The organism is Nocardia sp. A7 (genome assembly GCF_046549215.1).
Classification (GTDB): Bacteria; Actinomycetota; Actinomycetes; order Mycobacteriales; family Mycobacteriaceae; genus Nocardia.
This window is the reverse complement of the sequence record NZ_JAJPWE010000004.1, coordinates 253,208-274,829: the sequence shown is the minus strand read 5'-3', so window position 1 is coordinate 274,829 and position 21,622 is coordinate 253,208. Positions and strand designations below refer to the sequence as shown.

26 protein-coding genes and 2 tRNA genes are annotated in these 21,622 nt (G+C 67.2%); 17 read left to right on the top strand and 11 right to left on the bottom strand.

Features of this window, described 5'->3' with window-relative positions; genetic code table 11:
* The first annotated feature begins 5 nt into the window (after positions 1–5).
* Both cmrA and ACLJPD_RS23195 read left to right on the top strand, forming a co-directional pair.
* Positions 6–809: a mycolate reductase gene (cmrA, locus tag ACLJPD_RS23200; RefSeq protein ID WP_410874845.1), complete on the top strand. Its 804-nt coding sequence runs from the start codon at positions 6–8 to the stop codon at positions 807–809.
* A gap of 141 nt (positions 810–950) precedes the next feature.
* The gene (locus tag ACLJPD_RS23195; RefSeq protein WP_410874844.1) at positions 951–2,243 is read left to right on the top strand and encodes a diaminopimelate decarboxylase family protein; all 1,293 of its coding nucleotides are present in this window, start codon (positions 951–953) and stop codon (positions 2,241–2,243) included.
* Between the two features lie 39 nt (positions 2,244–2,282).
* On the opposite strand, the gene ACLJPD_RS23190 is transcribed toward ACLJPD_RS23195, so the two are convergent.
* Complete coding sequence (locus ACLJPD_RS23190; protein WP_410874843.1) at positions 2,283–3,953, bottom strand: helicase HerA-like domain-containing protein; 1,671 nt, start codon at positions 3,951–3,953, stop codon at positions 2,283–2,285.
* Positions 3,954–4,149: 196 nt separating this feature from the next.
* Between ACLJPD_RS23190 and orn the strand changes: the two genes are divergently transcribed.
* From orn to ACLJPD_RS23175, 3 genes are all read left to right on the top strand, one after another.
* Positions 4,150–4,788 (top strand): oligoribonuclease, encoded by a 639-nt coding sequence (orn, locus tag ACLJPD_RS23185; RefSeq protein WP_410874842.1) that lies wholly within the window; start codon positions 4,150–4,152, stop codon positions 4,786–4,788.
* A 55-nt stretch (positions 4,789–4,843) separates the two neighbouring features.
* Positions 4,844–4,916, top strand: a tRNA-His gene (locus ACLJPD_RS23180).
* 90 nt (positions 4,917–5,006) lie between these two features.
* Positions 5,007–6,317, top strand: a complete 1,311-nt coding sequence (locus tag ACLJPD_RS23175) for an FAD-binding oxidoreductase (protein ID WP_410874841.1) — start codon at positions 5,007–5,009, stop codon at positions 6,315–6,317.
* Positions 6,318–6,403: 86 nt separating this feature from the next.
* On the opposite strand, the gene ACLJPD_RS23170 is transcribed toward ACLJPD_RS23175, so the two are convergent.
* Entirely contained in the window at positions 6,404–6,955 is a 552-nt protein-coding gene (locus ACLJPD_RS23170; RefSeq protein WP_410874840.1) for a CGNR zinc finger domain-containing protein, read from the bottom strand.
* 25 nt (positions 6,956–6,980) lie between these two features.
* On the opposite strand from ACLJPD_RS23170, the gene ACLJPD_RS23165 reads away from it, so the two are divergent.
* Positions 6,981–7,151 carry a hypothetical protein gene (locus tag ACLJPD_RS23165; protein WP_410874839.1) on the top strand — a complete coding sequence of 57 codons (171 nt, stop codon included), beginning with the start codon at positions 6,981–6,983 and terminating at the stop codon, positions 7,149–7,151.
* A 109-nt stretch (positions 7,152–7,260) separates the two neighbouring features.
* Positions 7,261–7,605 carry a hypothetical protein gene (locus tag ACLJPD_RS23160; RefSeq protein WP_410874838.1) on the top strand — a complete coding sequence of 115 codons (345 nt, stop codon included), beginning with the start codon at positions 7,261–7,263 and terminating at the stop codon, positions 7,603–7,605.
* Between the two features lie 61 nt (positions 7,606–7,666).
* Here ACLJPD_RS23160 and ACLJPD_RS23155 read toward each other — a convergent pair whose 3' ends face one another.
* On the bottom strand, positions 7,667–8,875 hold the full coding sequence (locus ACLJPD_RS23155; RefSeq protein WP_410874837.1) for a L,D-transpeptidase: 1,209 nt from the start codon (positions 8,873–8,875) through the stop codon (positions 7,667–7,669).
* Between the two features lie 315 nt (positions 8,876–9,190).
* Here ACLJPD_RS23155 and ACLJPD_RS23150 point away from each other — a divergent pair.
* From ACLJPD_RS23150 to ACLJPD_RS23140, 3 genes are all read left to right on the top strand, one after another.
* A tRNA-Lys gene (locus tag ACLJPD_RS23150) sits at positions 9,191–9,263 on the top strand.
* Between the two features lie 621 nt (positions 9,264–9,884).
* Entirely contained in the window at positions 9,885–10,520 is a 636-nt protein-coding gene (locus ACLJPD_RS23145; RefSeq protein ID WP_410874835.1) for a transglycosylase SLT domain-containing protein, read from the top strand.
* A gap of 98 nt (positions 10,521–10,618) precedes the next feature.
* Positions 10,619–10,963, top strand: coding sequence for a hypothetical protein (locus ACLJPD_RS23140; protein ID WP_410874834.1), 345 nt, complete (start codon positions 10,619–10,621; stop codon positions 10,961–10,963).
* Positions 10,964–10,972: 9 nt separating this feature from the next.
* On the opposite strand, the gene ACLJPD_RS23135 is transcribed toward ACLJPD_RS23140, so the two are convergent.
* Complete coding sequence (locus ACLJPD_RS23135; RefSeq protein WP_410874832.1) at positions 10,973–11,593, bottom strand: LysE/ArgO family amino acid transporter; 621 nt, start codon at positions 11,591–11,593, stop codon at positions 10,973–10,975.
* A 71-nt stretch (positions 11,594–11,664) separates the two neighbouring features.
* Here ACLJPD_RS23135 and ACLJPD_RS23130 point away from each other — a divergent pair, with 71 nt between their 5' ends.
* Positions 11,665–12,558 (top strand): LysR family transcriptional regulator ArgP, encoded by an 894-nt coding sequence (locus ACLJPD_RS23130; protein WP_410874831.1) that lies wholly within the window; start codon positions 11,665–11,667, stop codon positions 12,556–12,558.
* A 3-nt stretch (positions 12,559–12,561) separates the two neighbouring features.
* Here ACLJPD_RS23130 and ACLJPD_RS23125 read toward each other — a convergent pair whose 3' ends face one another.
* The 3 genes from ACLJPD_RS23125 to ACLJPD_RS23115 all read right to left on the bottom strand — a co-directional run bounded on the left by ACLJPD_RS23125 (position 12,562) and on the right by ACLJPD_RS23115 (position 14,079).
* Positions 12,562–12,687, bottom strand: a complete 126-nt coding sequence (locus ACLJPD_RS23125) for a hypothetical protein (RefSeq protein WP_410874830.1) — start codon at positions 12,685–12,687, stop codon at positions 12,562–12,564.
* Between the two features lie 24 nt (positions 12,688–12,711).
* Positions 12,712–13,518, bottom strand: a complete 807-nt coding sequence (locus ACLJPD_RS23120; RefSeq protein WP_410874828.1) for an alpha/beta fold hydrolase — start codon at positions 13,516–13,518, stop codon at positions 12,712–12,714.
* 96 nt (positions 13,519–13,614) lie between these two features.
* Positions 13,615–14,079 (bottom strand): MarR family winged helix-turn-helix transcriptional regulator, encoded by a 465-nt coding sequence (locus ACLJPD_RS23115; RefSeq protein WP_410874826.1) that lies wholly within the window; start codon positions 14,077–14,079, stop codon positions 13,615–13,617.
* 68 nt (positions 14,080–14,147) lie between these two features.
* Between ACLJPD_RS23115 and ACLJPD_RS23110 the strand changes: the two genes are divergently transcribed.
* Together ACLJPD_RS23110 and ACLJPD_RS23105 are read left to right on the top strand one after the other, a co-directional pair.
* The gene (locus ACLJPD_RS23110; protein WP_410874825.1) at positions 14,148–15,125 is read left to right on the top strand and encodes a pirin family protein; all 978 of its coding nucleotides are present in this window, start codon (positions 14,148–14,150) and stop codon (positions 15,123–15,125) included.
* 135 nt (positions 15,126–15,260) lie between these two features.
* A complete protein-coding gene (locus ACLJPD_RS23105; protein ID WP_410874824.1) occupies positions 15,261–15,557 on the top strand; it encodes an excalibur calcium-binding domain-containing protein in 297 nt (98 codons plus the stop codon).
* Between the two features lie 67 nt (positions 15,558–15,624).
* Here ACLJPD_RS23105 and ACLJPD_RS23100 read toward each other — a convergent pair whose 3' ends face one another.
* On the bottom strand, positions 15,625–15,858 hold the full coding sequence (locus ACLJPD_RS23100) for a DUF3618 domain-containing protein (RefSeq protein ID WP_410874822.1): 234 nt from the start codon (positions 15,856–15,858) through the stop codon (positions 15,625–15,627).
* Positions 15,859–15,933: 75 nt separating this feature from the next.
* On the opposite strand from ACLJPD_RS23100, the gene bcp reads away from it, so the two are divergent.
* Entirely contained in the window at positions 15,934–16,407 is a 474-nt protein-coding gene (bcp, locus tag ACLJPD_RS23095) for a thioredoxin-dependent thiol peroxidase (RefSeq protein ID WP_410874821.1), read from the top strand.
* Here the strand turns inward: bcp and ACLJPD_RS23090 are convergent.
* Positions 16,404–17,129: a TetR/AcrR family transcriptional regulator gene (locus tag ACLJPD_RS23090; RefSeq protein ID WP_410874819.1), complete on the bottom strand. Its 726-nt coding sequence runs from the start codon at positions 17,127–17,129 to the stop codon at positions 16,404–16,406. The two genes, bcp and ACLJPD_RS23090, sit on opposite strands and share 4 nt — an antisense overlap.
* 109 nt (positions 17,130–17,238) lie before the next feature.
* Here ACLJPD_RS23090 and ACLJPD_RS23085 point away from each other — a divergent pair, with 109 nt between their 5' ends.
* Both ACLJPD_RS23085 and ACLJPD_RS23080 read left to right on the top strand, forming a co-directional pair.
* The gene (locus tag ACLJPD_RS23085) at positions 17,239–18,201 is read left to right on the top strand and encodes an ATP-binding cassette domain-containing protein (RefSeq protein ID WP_410874817.1); all 963 of its coding nucleotides are present in this window, start codon (positions 17,239–17,241) and stop codon (positions 18,199–18,201) included.
* Positions 18,198–18,965 carry an ABC transporter permease gene (locus ACLJPD_RS23080; RefSeq protein WP_410874816.1) on the top strand — a complete coding sequence of 256 codons (768 nt, stop codon included), beginning with the start codon at positions 18,198–18,200 and terminating at the stop codon, positions 18,963–18,965. The genes ACLJPD_RS23085 and ACLJPD_RS23080 overlap by 4 nt, the downstream gene beginning before the upstream one ends.
* Positions 18,966–19,015: 50 nt before the next feature.
* Here the strand turns inward: ACLJPD_RS23080 and ACLJPD_RS23075 are convergent, their stop codons facing one another.
* Positions 19,016–20,236, bottom strand: a complete 1,221-nt coding sequence (locus tag ACLJPD_RS23075; protein ID WP_410874814.1) for a hypothetical protein — start codon at positions 20,234–20,236, stop codon at positions 19,016–19,018.
* Between the two features lie 319 nt (positions 20,237–20,555).
* Between ACLJPD_RS23075 and ACLJPD_RS23070 the strand changes: the two genes are divergently transcribed.
* Entirely contained in the window at positions 20,556–21,176 is a 621-nt protein-coding gene (locus ACLJPD_RS23070) for a TetR family transcriptional regulator (RefSeq protein WP_410875418.1), read from the top strand.
* Positions 21,177–21,189: 13 nt separating this feature from the next.
* Here the strand turns inward: ACLJPD_RS23070 and ACLJPD_RS23065 are convergent, their stop codons facing one another.
* A complete protein-coding gene (locus ACLJPD_RS23065) occupies positions 21,190–21,618 on the bottom strand; it encodes a holo-ACP synthase (protein WP_056821637.1) in 429 nt (142 codons plus the stop codon).
* Positions 21,619–21,622 lie beyond the last annotated feature (4 nt).

The window sequence follows — 21,622 nt, the reverse complement described above, 5'->3', positions numbered from 1 at the left end:
CCCTCGTGAGCTTGCCCTCCCCCACTGCAGACAATCGTGCCGTCGTCACCGGCGCGTCCTCCGGCATCGGCACCGCGCTGGCCGCCGAACTGGCCGGGCGCGGCTATTCGCTGATCCTGGTCGCGCGCCGCGGTGAGATCCTCGCCGAGCTGGCCCAGCGGCTGACCCTGGCCCACGGCATCACCGCCGAGGTCCGCGCGGTCGACCTGGCCGATCGCACCCAGCGGGCAAGCCTCGTCGAGGAGCTCTCGGTCCGAGATATCGCCGTCCTCTGCAACAACGCGGGCATCGCGACCTTCGGCCCGGTCGCCGAGCTCGACTTCGCCTACGAGCGCATGCAGATGGAACTCAACGCCACCGCCGTGCACGACCTGACCCTGGCCGTGCTGCCCGGCATGATCGAGCGCAAGGCGGGCGGCATCCTGATCAGCGGTTCGGCCGCGGGCAATATGCCGATCCCGAACAATGCCACCTACGCGGCGTCGAAGGCGTTCGCGAACACCTTCTCGGAGTCGCTGCGCGGCGAGCTCAAGAGCACCGGCGTGCACGTCACCCTGCTGGCCCCCGGCCCGGTCCGCACCGAAACCCCCGCCCCCGAAGACCAGTCGATCGTCGACAAGATGGTCCCCGACTTCCTCTGGGTGTCCTCCGAGTACACCGCCAAGGTCTCCATCGACGCGCTGGCCCGCAACAAGATGCGCATCGTCCCCGGCCTGATCAGCAAGGGCATGAGTGTCGCGGGCAACTACGGCCCCCGCGCGTTCACCGCCCCCGTCGCGGGCGCGTTCTACAAGAAGCTGGGCAGCTGACGCCGCGTCAGCAAGCCGTCAGGAACGGTCGGCGGGTAGTCAAGGACCCGTAAACAGCGGGTTCAGCAGCGCGCGAACGGCGTAGTCCTGGAAGTGGCCCCGCCGTCCGAGTGCGGGGGCGTCCTCCCGGAGGAGACCACCGTGACGTTGCTCGAAATCTTCCCGTCCCTGCGTGCGAGTACGGTGCCCCGGCTCGACCCCGCGGTGTGGCCCGCCGACACCCACTACGACGATGACGGCCGGATCACCCTCGGTGGCGTGGCGCTGCACGACATCGCCGACCAGTACGGCACCCCCGTGCGCGTGCTCGACGAGACCGAGGTGCGGCAGCGCTGCCGCGCCTACCGCAAGCACTTCCCCGACACCGAGATCGTCTACGCGGGTACCGCGCTCATGCTGCGCACCGTGGCCCGCTGGGTCGCCGAGGAGGGCCTCGCGGTGCAGGTCGGTTCGGCCGGTGAGCTAGAGGTGGCACTCGCGGCGGGCATCGATCCACGCCGAATAGTCTTGCAGGGCAATGGAACTCCGTTCGACGAACTCCGCGCCGCCGTGTCCGCCCGCGTCGGCCGGATCGTTGTCTCCTCTCTCACCGAGATCACCCTGCTCGCCTCGCTCGCGACCCGCCCGCAACAGGTGCTGTTGCGCGTGGCGCCGGGGATCGAGGTACCGGGCAGCTCGCGATTCGGGTTCCCGCTCGGCAGCGATTCCTGCGCGGCGGCCGTCGCCCGGATCATCGCGCAGCCGAAGCTGCTCCTGTCCGGTCTGCACTGCCACCTCGGCGCCCAGATCCACAATCCCGACCTCTACGGCGAGGCGATCCGCCGGATGATCGGCGAGATGGCCTGGGTCCACGCCGAGCACGGCACCTTGCTCACCCATCTCGATATCGGCGGTGGGCATGCCGTGGCCACCCGCAGTGGCGACGCCGAACTCAACCTGCGCGAACTCGCCGACATCCTCGACGACGCGCTCGACGCGGGCTGCGCACGCCACCACTTCCCACGCCCTGTGCTGGCGATGGAACCGGGGCGCGCGATCGTCGCGCGGGCGGGTGTCACGCTGTATCGGGTGCTCGCGGTCACCGAGGTCGCGGGCGGTGGCACATGCGTGATCGTCGATGGTGATTCCGCCGGTCGTGGGTCTGGCAGCGCGCTCGTCGTCAACCGGCATCCGGCCGGGCCCCAGCTCACCGCGTCGGTCGCGGGCAGGCACGGCGCGGCGGGCGAACTCATCGCCGCCGAGGTTCGCGTCCCCGCCGATCTGCGCGCCGGCGAGGTCCTCGCCGTGCCGTGCACCGGCGCCTACCACCCGTGCGGCGCCGGGTATCGAACAGTCGGACGGCCCCCGGTAGTCGCGGTCGCCCACGGGCGCACCGAGCTGTTGCTGCGCCGCGAGACGACCGCCGACCTGCTGATGCGCGAACTCGCACACTGAGGGGATGCGGCCCGTCGTGGTTCGACGGGCCGCGCTCGCTCACCGGCGCCGTGTTCCGAAAAGGCTCCGGCTGATCTCGCGCCCGGCCGCGCTCGCCGCCGAGCGCAGGAAACTCTTGACCGCCGGGTTCGCCATCATCCGTTCGGCCGCCGAGTCCTCTTTCTGCTGGGATTCCGAACGCTCCGGCGCGGGCGCGGAGTCGGGTTCCGGCTCGGCGGCCGCCACGCTGGCCAGCAGCATCTCGTAGGCCGATTCCCGGTCGACGCTCTGCCCGTATCTGCCGTGCAGCGCGCTCGACAGTGCCTTGGCTCTGATCGCGTCGTCGCCGATGGTGTCCATCAGTGAACGCGGTGGCGCGATCTTGGTCCAGGCGACAGGCGTCGGCGCGCCGGTTTCGGAGAGCACGGTGACGATCGCCTCACCGGTGCCGAGCGAGGTCAGGGCCTCTTCCAGGTCGTACACCGATGACTTCGGGTACGTACGCACCGTCTTGGACAGTGCCTTCTGATCGTCGGGTGTGAACGCGCGCAACGCGTGCTGCACGCGGGCACCGAGCTGGGAGAGCACGGGGTTGGGGATGTCGGTGGGCAACTGCGTGCAGAAGAACACCCCGACCCCCTTGGAGCGGATCAGTTTCACCGTCTGCTCGACCTGCTGCAGGAACGCCTTGGACGCTTCGGTGAACAGCAGATGCGCCTCGTCGAAGATGAACACCAGCTTCGGCTGCTCGACATCGCCCACCTCGGGCAACGTCTGGAACAGATCGGCCAGCACCCACATCAGGAAAGTCGAGAACAAGGCAGGCCGCGCCGCCTGCTGTCCGAGCTCGAACAGCGTGATCACGCCGAGTCCGCCCGCGGTGCGCAGCAGATCGGCCGGGTCCAGTTCGGGTTCGCCGAAGAACGTGTCACCGCCCTCGGCTTCCAGATTCACCAGCGCCCGCAGGATCACCCCCGCCGTCTGCGACGAGACACCGCCGATGCCTTTGAGATCCTCCTTGCCGTCAGGGCTGGTCAGGTGGGTGATCACCGCGCGCAGGTCCTTCAGATCCAGCAGGGCGAGGCCGCGCTGGTCGGCCCAATGGAAGATCAGGCCCAGCGTCGATTCCTGGGTGTCGTTGAGGCCGAGCACCTTGCTGAGCAGGATCGGGCCGAACGAGGTGATCGTCGCCCGGATCGGCACCCCGATGCCGCCGGTGCCGAGCGAGACGAACTCGGTGGGGAACGTGCTCGGTGCCCAATCGGTCGCGCCGGTTTCGGCCCCGCGCGCCCGGATCTTCTCGTTGTCGGCGCCCGGCTCGCTCAGACCTGACAGATCGCCCTTGACGTCGGCCATCACCACGGGAACGCCCGCGCGGGACAGATGTTCGGCGATGCCCTGCAGGGTCTTGGTCTTACCGGTGCCGGTCGCACCCGCGACGAGCCCGTGCCGGTTCATCATCCGCAACGGAATACGCACGCGCGCACCAGGATCAGCCACGCCGTCGACCATCACCGTGCCGAGTTCCACCGCGGGTCCGCTGAAGGCGTAGCCCTCGGCGATCTCCGCTGCCGCACCGGACACTCTCGGCTCGCCGGATGCCGGTGTCCCGCCTGCCGCCGCGGCTTCCTGCTCGGCGGCCTCCGCGGCGGCCATGGCCTCGGCCGCTACCCGGGCCGCGTCTTCGGCCGCCTTGCGTGCCGCTGCCGCCTTCTCCTGTGGGGTGGTCATTCGCGCGTCCTCCGTCTGCTCACTGGCACGTACGCAAGAAATGCTCGAAACGTCTCCGGGGAATTCCAGGCAAACTGTATCCGGGCCGGTCACCCGGGTAGCGGACATCCGCCGATGTCGTCGGCAAACCCGGCTCGCCTCGCCCACACGACACACCTGACGACGAGGTTCGCGCCCACCCCGTTAGGGTGGCGCGGTGTCCGACAAACTATTGGTCTGGATGGATTGCGAGATGACGGGGCTCCGTCTCGACAGCGACAAGCTGATCGAGATCGCCGCGCTCGTAACCGACAGCGACCTCAACATTCTCGGTGACGGTGTCGACATCGTCATCCACGCCGACGACGCCGCGCTGGCCTGCATGCCGCCGGTCGTCGCCACCATGCACGCGAAATCCGGTCTGACCGAAGAGGTTCGGCGTTCCACCGTCACCCTCGAGCAGGCCCAGCAGCAGGTGCTCGACTACATCCGCGAGTACGCGCCCACCGCGCGCACGGTGCCGCTGTGCGGTAACTCCATCGGCACCGATCGCGGTTTCATCGCCCGCGACATGCCCGAACTCGACGCGCACCTGCACTACCGGATGGTCGACGTGAGCTCGATCAAGGAACTGTGCAGGCGCTGGTACCCGCGTATCTACTTCGGTCAGCCGGAGAAGGGCCTCGCCCACCGCGCGCTGGCCGACATCAAGGAATCCATCCGCGAGCTCGAGTACTACCGCCGCACCGCGTTCGTGCCGCTGCCCGGCCCCTCGACCACCGAGATCGCGGCCGCCGCGCAGGCAGCCACCGAGGCCGTGGATGTCACCGGCTCAAGCCATCTACCAGCCGATTAGGGCCTGACGCCTAACTCACGCTAATATCGACGGCGCCGGTGATTCACCGGTGATGGTGACCGTAGTTCAGTTGGTAGAGCACCAGGTTGTGATCCTGGATGTCGCGGGTTCGAGTCCCGTCGGTCACCCCGAAGAGAAGGCCCGGTCCTCCAGGACCGGGCCTTCTTCGCTGTCCGGGCCGGATGTCACACTCGCGGGCCCCATGTCGTCTACCGGGTATGAGCATCAACGATCTACGCACCGAGATCCAGGGAAACGTCCTCCTGCCAGGGGATCCGGCCTTCGACCTCGCCGCCCGCCCCTGGAACACCGCTATCGCCCAGTCGGTGGCGGCCGTCATCGAGGTCGCCGACGCCGACGACCTCGCGAATGTCGTGCGCTACGCCAACCGCGCGGGCCGCGCGGTGGTGACCCAACCCACCGGCCACGGCGCGACCGGCGACATCGACGACGCGATCCTCGTGCGCACCGGACGACTCGCCACCATCGCCGTCGACCCGGCCCAGCGGGTGGCCCGCATCGGTTCCGGCGCCCAGTGGGGTGCCGTGCAGACCGCGGCCGCCGCACACGGACTCAGCGGTCTGGCAGGCAGCAATCCCGTGGTCGGCGTCACCGGATACACCCTCGGTGGTGGCTTCGGCTGGCTCGCCCGTCGACACGGTTGGGCGGCCGACGCGGTCCGAGCGTTCGAGATCGTCGACGCCGACGGCCGACGCGGCCGGGTGAGCGCCGACACCGATCCCGAGCTGTTCTGGGCACTGCGCGGCGGCGGCGGCGACTTCGCGATCGTCACCGCACTCGAGATCGACCTGTTCGACCTGCCGCAGCTCTACGGCGGCCGGGTGAGCTGGTCGGCCGAACGCACCAGCGAGGTGTTCGACGTCTTCACCGAACTCACCGCCGACGCACCGCCGGAGCTCTCAGTGTGGTTGCAGCGCTACCAGATTCCCGGCGCCGCCCCGACCGTCGCGCTCGACTTCGCCTACCTCGGCGACGAAGCTCACGGCCGCGAACTGACCCGCCGCCTCGACACCGTCACCGGCGCACTCGCCGACACCCGCACCACCATGACCCCCGACAAGATCGGCACCATCACCGCCGAGCCCACCGACCCCAGCCCTTCGCTCTCGCGCGGCGAACTGCTCACCGACCTGGACGACGAAGTCGTCAAAACCCTCATCGACGCACCGGTCGCACCCCTGCTCAACATCCAGATCCGCGCCCTCGGCGGTGCCCTCGCCGACACCACGCGTGATCACGGCGCCCGCGGCCCGGTCACCGAGCCCTACGCCCTGTATCTGCTCGGCCTCGGCCTGCCCCACCTGATCGACGACGTCAAGGCGGCCTTCACCACCATCATCGACAACCTCGGCACCCACGTCACCGGCAAGAAGCCCTACACCTTCCTCGCGCCCGGCGAATCGGCCGAGGCCGCCTTCGACACAGCCACCCTGGAACGCCTCCGCGAGATCAAGCGGGCCCGCGACCCGCGAAATGTCTTGCGCGCCAACTTCCCCGTCCAGGGCTGACCACGAACACGAGCCGTCCGACGGCGTGCCGCCCTTTCGCGGGACCGGGTGTTCGCCGCACGCGGTCCCGCGAAGGGCTGGCCGCGTCAGGGAGTGACATCCGCCGGACGGCCGTCAGTGGTTGCGCGGCTCGCGCGGTGCCTGCGGACGGCCGACCGGTTCGCGCAGGCCGGGCTGCAGAACCGTTGTCTGCCGTTGCGCGAGATGTCGGCGTACACCTGGGAGCACCCCTCGGCCGCGCAGGCGCCCAAACGGTCCATGCCGAGACCCGTCAGGTGCAGGGCGGTGCCGACGGTGATCATCGCCGCGATCTGGCGGTCGGTCGGCACCTCGGGTGGCCGGAAATGCAGGTGCCAGCCGTCGCCCACGTGGTCGGTCAGGCGGGGCGGCGACGCGTACTCGGCCAGCAACACATTGAGCAGCGCCGCCCGCTCGGCGCGGTCCGCACACTCCACCACCGCGCGCCAACGCCCGAGAAAGGCCGTCACCGACGCGAGATCCGCCGCTGACACCGGCGCACTCAGCACCAAACCCGCGTCTGCACAACGCCGCGCCAACTCCGCGACAGTCGAACACGGATCATTGAGCAGATCGACGCCGAGCAGCACCGGCTCCCGTCCGTAATGGTTGTAATGCACAATGCCATTACATCAGACTCGGATCATGAGCAGCCACCCCACACACACCTGGCAGATCGAGTCGAGCCACCGGACCAGCGAAGGCATCGTGGCCTATCAACGCTGCCGCTGCGGCGCGCGCAGAGTGGTCGTCGACCACCTGAGCGTCGCGTCCGAGATCCACCGCGACGAACCGGACTTGGCCGCCACTGGATAACCCGCACCACCATGACGTACATCACGTTTGACCGCTACACTTTGGACCGCTGCCCAGATGTGGGGCAGATCTCGCCACAGCGTCAGCGCTCGACCGGAAAGACCCCTTGATGAAGCGTTCCACCGTCGTCGCCATCCTCGCGGCCGCCACCGTGCTCGGCCCCGTCGCAGGTACCGCGGCGGCCTCGCCCGGCCTGCCCCTCACCGACTTCACGGCAGAGACTCCGGTCGGCGACTTCGGTCTGCCGAACGAGCAGCCCGGGTCCGGCTCTGCCCAGAGCGGCTCCACCACCGGCCTCGAGACCACCGGCTCCTCCGGCACCGGCTCGGCCGGCCTGCCCAACCTCGACCGCCTGCTGTTCGGTGGACGCATCCTGTGCGGCGCGTTCGGCAGCGCACTCGCCGTCGCGGGCGAGGCGATGATGGACTGCCGCAACCTCCCGACCCCGATCTGAGACAACAGCGAAGGGGCACCGGAAACTTCCCGTGCCCCTTCGCTGTTCGTGCGTAACGCGACTACGGAGCGTCGGCGTTGCCCGCCTTCCATTCCGGCCACGCGATGTTCCAGTCACCCAGCCCGTCGACACCGGACAGGGTGCCGCCGACCGTGTTCTTGATGATGGTGATGTCGCCACGCTTGGCGTTCTCGTACACCCAGCGCGCGTTCGCCGGACTCAGATTCAAGCAGCCGTGGCTGGCATTGGAGTAACCCTGCTGCCCCACCGACCACGGCGCCGAGTGGAAGAAGATGCCGCTGTAGGAGATTCGCGTCGCGTAGTCGACCGGGGTGCGGTACCCGTCGGACGAGTTCACCGCCACACCGTAGGTCGACGAATCCATGACGATCTTCTCGTGCCGGTCGCTGACGATGTACACGCCGTTGTCGGTGGGCGTGCTGTCCTTACCCATCGAGGTCGGCATCGTCATGATCACCTGACCGTTCTTCTCCACCGTCACCTGCTTGGTGTTGTCGTCGGCGGTGAAGATCACCGCGTCGCCGATGGTGAAGAACGAGTGGATGTTGTCCTGGCCGTACAGACCCTTGCCCAGGTCCTTGCCGTAGACGTTCACATCGACGGTCACCTTGGTGCCCGGTGCCCAGTAATGCTCTGGGCGCCACCGCACTTCGCGATTGTTCACCCAGTAGAACGCACCCTCGACCGCGGGCTCGGTGGTGATCTTGATGGCCTCCTGCGCGGCCCTGCGGTCGGGAATGTTCTCGTCGAATTGGATCGCCACCGGCTGACCGATACCGACCACATCGCCCTCGCCGGGCAGCAGGTACGGCTTGGTCTGGCTCTTCGGCGAGCTGGTGGTGAAGCTCAGGGTCGAGGAGTTCGCGCCACCGAGTCCGATGGCCGAGGCCGTGAGCTTGTAGGTCTTGCCGTAGCCGAGCACCTCTGCGGTCGACCAGGACCGCCCGTCCGCGGCGAGCTGGCCCGCGACCGTGGTGCCCTGCTGATTGGTCAGCGTGACGTCGGTGAACTTGCCGTCTTCGACCTGGAAGGCCATCGGCATGCCGGGCGAGACGCCGACCTGCCCGTCCTTGATGGTCGAGACCAGTTTCGGCTTGATCAGCTCGGCGAGAGGGTTGCGATCGATCGCCACCTCAACACCGGCACCCTCGGCAGCCGAGCACGCCGACGCCCCCAGGGCGAATACCGCCAGCAGCACCACCGGAACGATCGTCCGCAGCGACCGAGGTCGCCCCCGCTTCTTACCCATGTCAACCCCGTTTCCGTACCGACGCGATTACAGTGCGCCGCAGATCCCACCGACCGAATCGCTAGAGCCATCCGTGTAAGCGGGGGGCGTTACGAACTCGACGTCTCGCCCATTCTGCCAGCTTGCCCGGCCACGTCCAACGGGAAAGCCCCCGCGACACGACCAAGTCACAATCGTTAGATACGTGCGAGGGCCGTCGGCGTTAACAACGCCCGGAATGCCACATCGTTGCTGGTCAGCGCCCGATTTCACTTTCCGCCCCGGGGCCTGCTAATGTTTGTTCCGCACCGGAGACGGGGCAAAGAACAAAAACACGCGCCATTAGCTCAATTGGCAGAGCAGCTGACTCTTAATCAGCGGGTTCGGGGTTCAAGTCCCTGATGGCGCACAACAGACCGCATCCCGGCAGTTACCACAACTGCCGGGATGCGGTCTTTCTGCTCGGTGGAGTAGGTCGGACAACGGTCACGATCTCGTTATCGAACCATCATGTACAAGCAGGCACCTGAGCGCTAGGGCGCCGATTCGGACTCCTCCGAGCTGCGCAAACCCCCGCGAAACCTGATTCGGGCAAACTTTTTTTGTGATGGCCGACACGCAGATCAGGGTTCTAAACCTCCTGCATACATAACGATTCCGCAACTGCCCCGCAATGAAACAAGATCGGCAACGTTTGCCGTTCAAGTTTCGTTTACCTTGCGTTAACCCTTCGTGACCATTCTGTCATCAGGTCACAAACGGACCTGCGGTTTGGTTAGCCCGGAAGTATCCAACCTCCGAAAGCACCGAACAGCGCGTGGTCTCCCCGCAGCCAGCTGTGGAGCACCGTGCGGCGCCAGCGATGAACTGCCATCGAGCGTTCGTCCCCCGACAGTGTCGCACCTTCCCATACACAGACAGAAACAACGCATCGCCTGACCGGCGTGGCACTCCCGTGCGCGCTGCGCGATCCAACGCGCCCTCAACCAGGGCCTGCGTCGCCAGACAGAGATGAAGGAACAGAAAAGCAATGCTCACTAAAGACAAGCTCAGCACCGTTATCGGCCGTCGCTCGCGCCGTGAGGCGTTCACCGTGGCAGTCGCCGCGGTCGGTCTGGTCGCCGTAGCCGCGTCCTCCGCCGTCTCGTTCGCCGATGACAGCGTTCCCGAGCGTGCCGCCATGGTCGTCGAGCAGGCGGAGAACATCCCCGCCGCCGCCGCACCCGCCATCCAGGCCATCCCGGCACCGGCCCCCGCGCCGGAGGCCGCTGCTCCCGCCCCCGCACCGGCTCCCGAGGCAGCACCGGCCCCGATGCCCGAGCCCGCCCCCGCGCCCAAGGTCTACAGCAACGACCTGCACGGCTGGATCAGCGAAGCGCTCGACATCATGGCCGCCAAGGGCATCCCCGGCAGCTACGAGGGCATCCACCGCAACATCATGCGCGAGTCGACCGGCAACCCCCAGGCGATCAACCTCTGGGACATCAACGCGATCAACGGCATCCCCTCCAAGGGCCTGCTGCAGGTGATCGACCCCACCTTCGCGACCTACCACGTCGACGGCACCCCCTTCGACGTCTGGAACCCGGTGTCCAACATCGTCGCGGCCTGCAACTACGCCGCGCAGCGCTACGGCTCCATGGACAATGTGAACTCCGCTTACTGAGTCGTCCACCGCGCCTCCTGAACCATCTGACGGGCGAACGCCCGCGCCCCGGTCATCGTGTCGACCGGAGCGCGGGCGTTCGTCGTAGAATCGCCGTCGTGCCAGACAGCGCCGATCAGGCACCCGATCACGCGCATTCCGACGCGGCCACCGCCAGCCGCGTCGCCAAGGCCCGCCGGATGGCCGCCTACGTGTGGTCACGTGACATCCGCAGCGCCGAACTGCTCGCCCTGCCCGCGACCACCCTGCGCAAGCTGGCCCGCGCCGCTGACACCAACCCACCGAGCACCGGCGAGACCTGGCAGGTGGTAGCCGACCTGCTCGACCAGAAGGACGCGTGGGCGGCCCGCCACCCCGAGCATTCGGCCGCGGTCCGTACCCACGCCGACGAGAAGCTGCTGTGGGTGAAACCGCCGGTGAAGCCTTGGGCGGCGGAGTCCTAGCAGGTCACCTCAGGCGAGCAGCAGCCCGATGGCCAGTGCGAGCATGATCACGGCGATCAGCGAATCGAGCACCCGCCAGGCGATCGGGCGCGCGAAGAGCGGACCCAGCCGGCGAGCTCCGTAGCCGAGGGCGACGAACCAGAGCACGCTGGCGAGCATGGCGCCCGCGGCCAGGAACCAGCGATCAGGCGACGCGTAGGTACTGGCGAAGGAGCCGAGCAGGACCAGTGTGTCGAGATACACGTGCGGATTGAGCCAGGTCAGCGCCAGGCAGGTGAGCACGGACGCGCCGACGGCTACCGAGGCGCCCGCCGCTTCGGCGATCAAGGCCGACGAACCGAGTGCGCGCCGAGCCGCCAGCAGCGCGTAGCCGATCAGGAAGGCCGCCCCCGCGTACCGGGCAATGGTCAGCACCGCCGGAAACGACTCGACTATCGTCCCGAACCCGGCCACACCCGCCGCGATCAACACCATGTCGGACACCGCGCACACCGCGATCACCGGCAACACGTGTTGCCCACGCACCCCTTGGCGCAGCACGAACGCGTTCTGCGCGCCGATCGCCACGATGAGCGAGAGGCCGAAACCCAATCCGGAGAGGGCGGCCAGCGCCGCCGATGATGCCGTCACCGCATCGACGTTAAGAGGCCGTCAATTTTCAGTCCAGCTAATGATTCTTCACTACCATTAGAATTGTTCAGGTGGACCTCCAACTGGACCAGTTGCGCGCGCTCAATGCCGTCCTCACCGAAGGCACCTTCGACGCGGCCGCGCGCCGACTCAACCTCACCCCGTCGGCGATCAGCCAGCGGATCAAAGCGCTGGAGGAGTCGGCCGGGCGGGTACTGGTGCAACGTTCGAAACCGGTGCGCCCCACCGAATCCGGGCTAGCGGTGCTGCGTCTGGCCCGACAGGTGGAACTGCTCGCGGGCGACACCGCGCGCGAACTCGGCGATGCCGACCGCCCCGCCGACCGGCCGATCCGCATTCCGATCGCCGTCAACGCCGACTCCCTCGAATCCTGGGTGATGCCCGCGCTCGCGCGTGTGCCCGCCGGCATCACCTTCGACCTGCACCGCGAAGACGAGGAGCACACCACCCGTCTGCTGCGCGACGGCACCGTGACGGCCGCGATCACCGCGACCGCGACACCGGTCCAGGGCTGCACCGTGACCCCGCTCGGCGCGATGCGCTACCGCCCTACGGCGACACCGCAATTCGTCCGCACCTGGTTCCCGGACGGCCCGACCGCCGCCGCGTACACCCGCGCCCCCGTCGTGCACTTCGATCGCAAGGACGATCTCCAGCTCCGCCAACTACGCCGGCGCACCCGTCGCCAGGTCGATCCGCCGGGTCATTACGTCCCGTCGTCGAGCGCCTTCGTCGATGCGGTGCGGCTCGGCCTCGGCTGGGGCATGCTTCCCGACCTGCAGATCGAGAAAGACTGCACTGCTGGCACTTTGGTCAATATCGACGGCGACTCCCACATCGACGTCCCGCTGTACTGGCAGCAGTGGAAGCTCCACTCCCCCGCCCTCACCGCCCTCGCCACCGCGATCGCCGCCACCGCGGCATCAGTACTGACGACCAGCTGACAGCTATTCGAGATCCGGGACCGCGGACAGACCCCACATGTTGGCGCAGTTGGTACACACCCACGTCCCGTTCATCTCTTTGTAGATGTACTTGTCGTCACAGGCGGGACAGTTCAACCAATCAGTCATGCGGTGATCCTTGTACGTGGTGAATTATCGAGCAGCGGATAGGAATTCGATCAGCACGCGATTGACCTCATCGGGCCGCTCCAGGTACCCGTAGTGGCCGCAACGCTCGATCTCGGTATAGGTAGCCGTCGGAATCGCCTCGGCGACCTCCCGGCAAAACCGCGGCGGCACCATCTGATCATCCGCGAACCCGACCACCAAACTGGGCACCGAGATCCCCCGATAGGCCGCCCGCCGATCCTGCGATCGATCCATCCCCGCCTGCGCCCGAGTCCCTGGAGTTCCCTTCCCCGCGGTGAATTCGAAGATATCGAGCCACTCCTGCGCCTTGGCCGGATCCGCCAGGGTGTGCGGCGACAGATTCTGCATCGCCTTGACCGCGGCCGCGTACTCCGGCGGCAGCTGAATCCCCTTGTCGAACAACGCCTGCTCGCCCTTGCTGAGCGTGCTCGTCACCGGATTCGGGCGCGCGGTGGCGGCGAACATGACCGCCTTGCGAACCAGTTCCGGGCGGGCGAGCGCGAGTTCGGCGACGATCCGTGACCCCATCGAGGTGCCGACCACATGCGCCGGAGCACCGAGGTGCTCGATCAACGCGGCGGTATCGCCGACCAACTGCGCCATGGTGATCCCGGAAGCCGACTCCGACGAGGGCGCGATCCCCCGATTGTCGACAGTGGCGACGGTGAACCCGGCCTTGACCAGGGCGGGCACCTGATAGGTGCGCCAGACACGACCGGGGCTCCCACTACCCATCACGAGCAGGACAAGCGGTCCCGAACCGGTGACGTCGTAACTGAGCTGGATGCCGTTGAGCGAGGCGATAGGCATAGCTCAACCTACCGCCAAGGCACGCCGATGCGATCACGACCATCATCGGACATAGCTCGACCTACCGCCATGGCGAGACGGCCCGATCACGAATCATCAACTCGGCGCGCCACTTCGGCTCTCGCTGGCCAGTATCACCTTCTCCGCCAGCGAGCGGACCGCGGCGCTTTCCGCGTCGGTCATCCGGTCGACGAACAACTCCCGCACCAATTCGACATGCTCGGGCGCGGCTTCGCGCAACACCTTGCGTCCGGCCTCGGTCAACGACACGACGATGCCGCGTGCGTCGTCCTCGGCAGGCACTCGGTCAACGAGCCCGCGCGTCGCCATCCTGGCCAGTTGCTTGGACAACCTGGACTTGTCCCAGCAGACCTCGGCCGCCAGCTCCTTGGCCCGCAGGCATCCGCCCGCTGCCGCCGACAACGGCACCAACAGCTCGTAGTCGGACATCGACAGTCCGTGTTCACCCAGGCCCGCGGCCAGGACGGCGTCGAGCCGCTGGCGCATCTGGATGTAGGACTGCCAGGTCTGCTGCTCTTCTTCGGACAACCATCGGGGCACGGGAATGATTCTAGGGGGCAGTTGGTTGACATGGAAACCAAACGACAGCGCTTCCAGGAGGCACCCCAATGCCAGCTATCACCGTCGACGACATCATGGTGCTGCCCCGGCTGCCCCGTCCCGATGTCACCGAGACCCAGCGACCGGTTCGCCAGATCGTCACCGCAGCCCGCCAGCAAGAAGGCGCCGGATTCGAGGTGACCAGGCCGTTCCCCAGCGTCGACCTGCGCTCGGCCGACCCGTTCATCCTGCTCGACCAGATGGGCCCGGTGGCCTACGAACCGTACGAGGCCAAGGGCGCCCCGTGGCATCCCCACCGCGGCTTCGAGACCGTCACGTACATGCTCGACGGCACCATGGTCCACCACGATTCCCAAGGTGGCGGCGGTGTGATCAGCGAGGGCGACACCCAGTGGATGACCGCGGGCTCGGGCATGCTGCACGACGAACTGCCCGAGGAGAAGCTCGTGATCTCCGGCGGCACGTTTCACGGAATCCAGCTGTGGGTGAACCTGCCGCGGGCGAACAAGTTCGCCACCCCGCGCTACCAGGACCTGCGGGCGAGCGAACTGACCCTCGTCAGCTCCCACGACGGTGGTGCGCTCGTGCGCGTCATCGCCGGTGAGGTCGCCGGTTTCGCCGGCCCCGGTTCCACCTACACCCCGATCGCCTACGCCCACGCCTCCCTCGTCCCCGGCGCCCAACTGGAGACACCGTGGCCCAAGGACTTCACCGCGATGGCCTATGTCCTGTCGGGCAGCGGCACGGTGGGTGTCGATCGCAGGCCGATCAGCGCCGGACAACTGGTGGTCTTCGGCAAGGGCGACGCCATCACGCTGACCGCCGACCGCACCCAGCACAGCAACACCGGCGATCTCGAGGTACTGCTGCTCGGTGGAACTCCGTTGCGCGAACCGGTGATTCAATACGGTCCGTTCGTGATGAACACGCGCGAGGAAATCATCGAGGCGATGGAGGATTTCAACGCGGGGCGCATGGGCACCATCCCGGCCGAACACCTGACCGGGCGCAGGCTGGGCGAATAACCAACCGCGAGTTTCGGCGAATTCTCGGGTCGGGTGCGGTTGACAATCGGTCGCCCCGTCACCAAGGTGGACGGGGCCTACCGGCCACATCGTGGCCGTGACCACTCCCGAACCGCAGCAGACATAGAGGAATTCATGAACGTTCGTCGGCTCACCGTCAGCCTCGCCGCCGTAGGGCTCGCCCTGATCGCCGCTCCCGTCGCCGGCGCCAACCCGTTCGCGGGCTCGGCGGGCACCGGATCGTCCAGCTTCGACTCCCTTCTCGGCGCGACCGGCTCGGCCAATCTGGTCCAGTCCGGTTCCGCGGGCGGGGCGTTCCGCAGCTGCGACGACGCAATGGCCGCCGGCCGCGCGCCGCTGTTCCGTGGCGAGGCGGGCTACTCCCCCCACCTCGATCCCGACGGCGACGGCCTGGCCTGCCCCACGCAGTAGAAACACAAAAAACACCCGATGTGACTCGTTGGCACATCGGGTGTTTTTTGTTGTCCGGCCTACTGATTCAGCGGCGGAAGATCTTGATCAGAACCAGGCCTGCCACCAGGGCGCCCGCTCCGATCAGCGTGTATTTGACCTTCGGCTCGTTGAACTTGGCGATCACCATCGTCTTGGTGTCGTCCGCGATCCGTTGCGGATCCGCGCGCACCGCCAGTTCGTCGAGCGTGGTCGCCAACCGGGTACGCGCGATCTCGATCTCGCGTTCGATCCGGTCGGTGTCGTCCTTGGCCACCGTCACCTCCAGGTAAATGTCTACTGCTCGTCACCGAGTCTATCCATGCGCCGCGCGGACCCGGTCGGTTACCGTGCGGTGGTGACCGACAACCATCGCCTCTCCCCCGGAGACACCGCCCCCGAATTCACGCTGCCCGACGCCGACGGCAAGGACGTGTCGCTGTCGGACTACCGCGGCCGCAAGGTGATCGTCTATTTCTACCCCGCCGCCAGCACGCCCGGCTGCACCAAGCAGGCCTGCGATTTCCGCGACAGCCTGGCCGAGTTGGGCGGCGCAGGCCTCGAGGTGCTCGGCATCTCGCCCGACAAGCCCGCCAAGCTGGCCAAGTTCCGCGACAACGAGGGCCTGACCTTCCCGCTGCTCTCGGATCCCGAGCGCGAGGTGCTCAAAGGATGGGGCGCGTTCGGCGAGAAGATGATGTACGGCAAGACCGTGACCGGCGTGATCCGCTCGACCTTCGTGGTCGATGAGGAAGGCAAGATCGAGGTCGCCCAGTACAACGTGCGGGCCACCGGCCACGTTGCCAAGTTGCGCCGCGATCTGTCGGTCTAGTCTCCGAAGGTGGCGATGAAGACCTCGTAACCGTCGAGCAAACGGGCCAGGCCGAACTCGAAATCGGCCTTCTCCCAATCGATGTCGCCATCTTCGAACGCGGCGTTGGAGAGGGCGGCCGACACCGAGGGGAAGCGCTGCGGGTCGAGCACCCTGGTCATCACCGAGGCGAAGTCACCGCCCTCTTCCTGCTGCAGGTCCCGCAGGAACCGCCGTTTTCCGACCACGAACATCGACGCGTTCATCACCAGCTGGAGCTTGATCGCCTCCGGCGCCCGCGCCTGCGCGAGCACCTGCAACGCGGTCTCCAGCCAGGCCATATTGTTCGGCCCCATCGGTGGCCGACTCAGCGGGATGTCCAGCCACCACGAATGACGGCCGAGACGTTCGAACTCGGCACGAGCCCACTGTTCGAGGCCCACCCGCCACGGAGTGCCGGCGGCAATCTCGGGCGGTGGGCCGACAACGCGGTCCATCAGCAGGTCGACCAGCGTGTTCTTGCTGTCGACATACCGGTACAGCGACATGGCGGTGAAGCCGAGCTGCTTCGCGACCCGGTTCATCGACAGCGCCGCGAACCCCTCCGCATCGGCCACTTCGGTCGCGGCGTCGAGGATCTGTTCCAGAGTGAGCCCACGTTTGGGGCCCCGGCCGCCTGCTTGTTCGCGGCCCCACATCAGCTCGACCGCTTTCGGTAGCGCCATGTCGCCGGGTGTCGTCATCTGCCTCCTCTGCTCCCGTCGACTGTAACCCGCCCGCTCTTGCGCTCAAGAACTGTTTAGCCTATAAACTGTGTTTATTATATAAACAGTTTTTCGATCGGAGCGCACCATGACCCCCGACCACCCGCCCGCCCTCTCGATCCGTCGATTGCACAAGGCCTTCGGTTCCCACGTCGTCCTGGACGACCTCGACCTCGACATCACCGCGGGCACCGTCTTCGCCCTGCTCGGACCCAACGGTGCGGGAAAGACCACCCTGGTCCGCATCCTGGCCACCCTCATCCAGCCCGATCGCGGCGAAGTGACACTCTTCGAACACGATCTGGCGGAAGCCCCCGATACGATCCGGCGCATGATCGGCGTCACCGGTCAGTACGCCGCCGTCGACGGGGTCCTCACCGGCGCCGAGAACCTGCGCCTCACCGGCAGGCTGCTGCACCTCGGCAAGAACGAGACCCGACGCCTCGGCGCCGAACTCCTCGAACGCTTCGACCTGGTCGACGCCGCCGACAAGCCGGTCGCCTCCTACTCGGGCGGCATGCGGCGCAGACTCGACCTCGCGATGAGCCTGATGGGCAAGCCGCGCATGGTCTTCCTCGACGAGCCGACGACCGGCCTCGACCCGCGGAGCCGACGCGATCTGTGGTCGGCCATCAGGCAACTCGCGGCCGAGGGGACAACCATCCTGCTCACCACGCAGTACCTGGAAGAGGCCGATCAGCTCGCCGACCGGATCGCCGTGCTCGACCACGGCCGGATCGTCGCCGACGGCACCCCGGAAGAACTCAAGCGCCTGGTGCCGGGCGGGCACATCCAGTTCCGCTTCGCCGACCGTGGCCTGCTGAGTGCCGCGACCCGCGCACTCGACGCCGGTGCCGGTGCCCATCCCGATCCCGAACAGCTGACCCTGCAGGTGCCGTCGGACGGTAGCGCCGCCGAGATCAAGCAGCTACTCGACCGTTTCGCCGAACTCGACATCGCGATCGAGCAACTGACCGTGCACACTCCCGACCTCGACGATGTGTTCTTCGCATTGACCGGTCAGCCCGGACGAACCGAGGTCGCAGCATGAATGCCACTCGTACCCTGCAGGATTCGGCCACGATGCTGGACCGCAATATCCGCCGCACCCTGCGCAGCCCCGACACCATGATCATGACGGTCGTGCTGCCGGTGATGATCCTGCTGATGTTCGTGTTCGTCTTCGGTGGCGCCATGGACGTCGGCCCCGGTGCCTACATCGACTACGTGGTACCCGGAATCATCCTGCTGTGTGCGAGTTTCGGCGCGTCCACCACCGCGATCGCCCTGTCGACCGACGTGGCCGAGGGCATCATCGACCGGTTCCGCACCATGGCCATCGCCCGGTCCGCGGTGCTCACCGGGCACGTCGCCGAGAGCGTGGTCCGCAATCTGATCACCTCGGGGATCGTGATCGTGGTGGCGGTAGCACTCGGTTTCCGGCCGACCACCGATCCGCTGCGCTGGCTCGGCGTGTTCGGCGTGCTGGCGATGTTCGTGTTCGCGCTGTCCTGGTTGGCCGCCGCATTGGGCTTGGTCGCGCGAAATCCGGAGGCGGCCAATGGCTTCACGTTCGTGTTCATGTTCCTGCCGTATGTGAGCTCGGCGTTCGTGCCGACCTCGTCGATGCCGACCTGGCTGCACTGGTACGCCGAGAATCAGCCGGTGACCCCGGTGATCGAGACACTGCGCGGTCTGTTGATGGGCACACCGATCGGCAACAGCTGGGTTCTCGCGGTGCTGTGGTGTGCGGGCATCGGGCTCGTCGGGTACATCGCGGCGGGCGCGCTGTTCCGGCGCCACACCAGCGTCTGAAAGCAACGAAGGGGGCAGCGCGTGCGCTGCCCCCTTCGTTGTGGAACCGATCAGTCGGCGGACGCCGTGTCCGGGCCCGCAGGCATGGGCGCCTGCGCGGGCTGCATCCCGAGCGGAATGCCGGTGCCGGGCAGAGTCGGTGCGGCGGCGGGAATCTGCGGAACCGCGGGAAGAGCGGGTTCGAGCGGGAGCGGATCTTCCTGTGGCGCGTCCCCGTACAGCTGGGTCGGGTAGTCGAGGGGGAACTCACCCGGGTTCACCAGTTGCGGATTCGGCGACACCGTCTCGTAGGGCGAGGTGGGCGACTCTTCGGCCGGGCTCACCTGCAATCCGCTGCCGGACCCCACACCGCCGCTCGACCCCGACTCGACCGAGGCGGCGTCATGCGTCTGGGGGGCTTGCGGAACCATCGGCGCCGACGCGACGCCGGGCTCCGACGACACGGCGGTGTTGTCGACCGCGGGCGACCCGCCGTTGATCACCGCGTACGAACCACCCGCGACGAGCCCGCCCACGAACACACTCGCCGCCGCGGCGACCATCGCGGTCCCCCGCTTGGACCGCGAGCCGGCCGAGATCGGCACCACGACCGCGTCACCGAGCGCGACCAGCGCGGCACCGGCAGCGGGCGCGAACGGCGCCAACCGACACGGCAGCACGGGCACGCCGAATCCGGCGACCGCGTCGCGCACCGCGGGCGCGTCCGACGACGAGCCGATCAGCACCACCGCGCCGGGCTTCACCGACGCCGCCTCGAACTGATCCCACGCTGACGACACCCCCGCACGCAAGGCGTCGGGTGTCGGCGCGCCGGTTTGTGAGTAGGCGGCGAGGACGCGGTGGCGACCCTGGTCGATCAGTGTCATCGCCTGGTGGCCCGGCACCGCCTCGTAGACGAGCAGGTTGTCGAACTCGTCGAGCCAGGTCATCGCGCCCGCGACGAACAGATGCGCCGATTTCGCCGAAACCAGCGAGGCCGTACCCCATTCGGTCTCCGCCAGACGGGTGACGATCGCGCGCCGCTCGTTCGCGTCGCGGTAACTCACTGCCACCCCGGCGATCTCGTGCTCGTTGTCGAGTTCGGCCGCGATCGCGTCCAGCGCGGTGTGTACCGCCGCCGCCACGTCGGCCTTCCCGTCGCCCCCGGCACGGACAGTGCGCCGCAGCAGCATCCGATCCGAGAGAGTGACGCCCGAGTCGGTGAACGCCACCGCGTGCACGGCTCCCCGCTCGGTGCTGACGCCGAGGGTTACCACAGATCCTGTTGCCACAAGTCTTGCCTTCCCCTGTGCGAAACGGTGCGGGACGGGACCGCACAGGGTCCGTCACTTCGCGGTAGGTCTGGTGCGGCGTGAACTGTCCAGCCGCGAACAAGCATGCAGATAGACGCACACTTATCTGATGATTCGTCACCGGTCAGCCGGTGGATGGGTCGGGATATGGACCAGTTGTTGACACGCTGTCGACAGAGTCGTATCGCGGATGTGTGTATACCGCTAGCCTGGATGGGTGGAAGTACACGCGCAGGCCCGGTCACCGCAGAGCCGTCCGGACCCTGCGCTGGAATTGCAGGACGACCCGCAAGAGCTGATGCCGCGCAAGCGGCCGACCCAGGAGCGCAGCAAGCGCAAGTTCGACGCGCTGCTGGCGTCCTCGCGCGAACTGCTCACCGAGGTGGGCTTCGAATCGTTCACCTGTGAAGAGGTCGCGCAACGCGCCGAGGTGCCGATCGGCACGCTGTACCAGTTCTTCGCCAACAAGTACGTGATCGTCTGCGAGCTCAATCGGCAAGACCTTGTTGCGGTTTCCCGTGAGCTGGCCGACTTCCACGGTGAAGTGCCCTCGCTGGACTGGTTGCGGCACATGAACCAGTTCGTCGACCACATGGCGAACCTGTGGACCACCGACCCGTCCCGGCGCGAGGTGTGGTTGGCGATGCAGTCGACCCCGTCCACGCGGGCTACGGGCGCGCTGCACGAGAAGGAATTCGCCGCGGTCGTCTCGCAGATGCTGCGGCCGCTGACACCGCGCACCCCACGCGCCCGGCGCACGATGATGGCCGAAGTGCTGGTGCACGTCGTGTACTCGATGCTGAATTTCTCGGTGCAGGAAGATCAATCCAACACCGACGCCGTCGCCGAACTCAAGCGGCTGATGGTCGCGTATCTGCTTGTCGCGGAAAAAGAATCGCGGACCGCCGAGGAGAAGTAGCGGTCCGCGAGTTCTAGTTTCGGCCTTCGATCAGGTCGGCCAGTTCACCCGGGTCTTCCAGCACCACCATCGCCGCGGCGGTGTCACCGTCGTGGGTCAGGGACAGGTGTACGCGCACGCGGGGCAGGAATTCCGCGGCGAGGCCGTGCAGTTTGATGCTCGGCCTGCCCCACGCGTCGTTGACGACTTCGATCAGTGGATACGGATTGTCCCCGATCTGGGGACTGCGCGCGAAGCGAGACGACGCCCAAGCTTTGAGCACCGCCTCCTTCGCGGCCCATCGTGCTGCGAAGCTGCGGGCCGGGTCGGTCTGCTTGCTCTGGCAGTAGCGACGTTCACCTGCGGTGAATGTCTCCCTGAGCATGGTCGACCCGGGCCGTTGTAGCTGTTCGGAGAACTCGGAGATGGTCACCAAGTCCAAGCCGATACCGAGAATCGTCACGAAG

Excerpts from the sequence above, each read along its gene's own strand:
- ACLJPD_RS23190 (WP_410874843.1), bottom strand. The coding sequence starts at position 3,953 with ATGACCACCCCACAGGAGAAGGCGGCAGCGGCACGCAAGGCGGCCGAA.
- ACLJPD_RS23175 (WP_410874841.1), top strand. The coding sequence starts at position 5,007 with ATGAGCATCAACGATCTACGCACCGAGATCCAGGGAAACGTCCTCCTG.
- ACLJPD_RS23165 (WP_410874839.1), top strand. The coding sequence starts at position 6,981 with ATGAGCAGCCACCCCACACACACCTGGCAGATCGAGTCGAGCCACCGG.
- ACLJPD_RS23160 (WP_410874838.1), top strand. The coding sequence starts at position 7,261 with ATGAAGCGTTCCACCGTCGTCGCCATCCTCGCGGCCGCCACCGTGCTC.
- ACLJPD_RS23155 (WP_410874837.1), bottom strand. The coding sequence starts at position 8,875 with ATGGGTAAGAAGCGGGGGCGACCTCGGTCGCTGCGGACGATCGTTCCG.
- ACLJPD_RS23145 (WP_410874835.1), top strand. The coding sequence starts at position 9,885 with ATGCTCACTAAAGACAAGCTCAGCACCGTTATCGGCCGTCGCTCGCGC.
- ACLJPD_RS23125 (WP_410874830.1), bottom strand. The coding sequence starts at position 12,687 with ATGACTGATTGGTTGAACTGTCCCGCCTGTGACGACAAGTACATCTAC.
- ACLJPD_RS23120 (WP_410874828.1), bottom strand. The coding sequence starts at position 13,518 with ATGCCTATCGCCTCGCTCAACGGCATCCAGCTCAGTTACGACGTCACC.
- ACLJPD_RS23110 (WP_410874825.1), top strand. The coding sequence starts at position 14,148 with ATGCCAGCTATCACCGTCGACGACATCATGGTGCTGCCCCGGCTGCCC.
- ACLJPD_RS23105 (WP_410874824.1), top strand. The coding sequence starts at position 15,261 with ATGAACGTTCGTCGGCTCACCGTCAGCCTCGCCGCCGTAGGGCTCGCC.
- ACLJPD_RS23090 (WP_410874819.1), bottom strand. The coding sequence starts at position 17,129 with ATGACGACACCCGGCGACATGGCGCTACCGAAAGCGGTCGAGCTGATG.
- ACLJPD_RS23085 (WP_410874817.1), top strand. The coding sequence starts at position 17,239 with ATGACCCCCGACCACCCGCCCGCCCTCTCGATCCGTCGATTGCACAAG.
- ACLJPD_RS23080 (WP_410874816.1), top strand. The coding sequence starts at position 18,198 with ATGAATGCCACTCGTACCCTGCAGGATTCGGCCACGATGCTGGACCGC.
- ACLJPD_RS23070 (WP_410875418.1), top strand. The coding sequence starts at position 20,556 with ATGCCGCGCAAGCGGCCGACCCAGGAGCGCAGCAAGCGCAAGTTCGAC.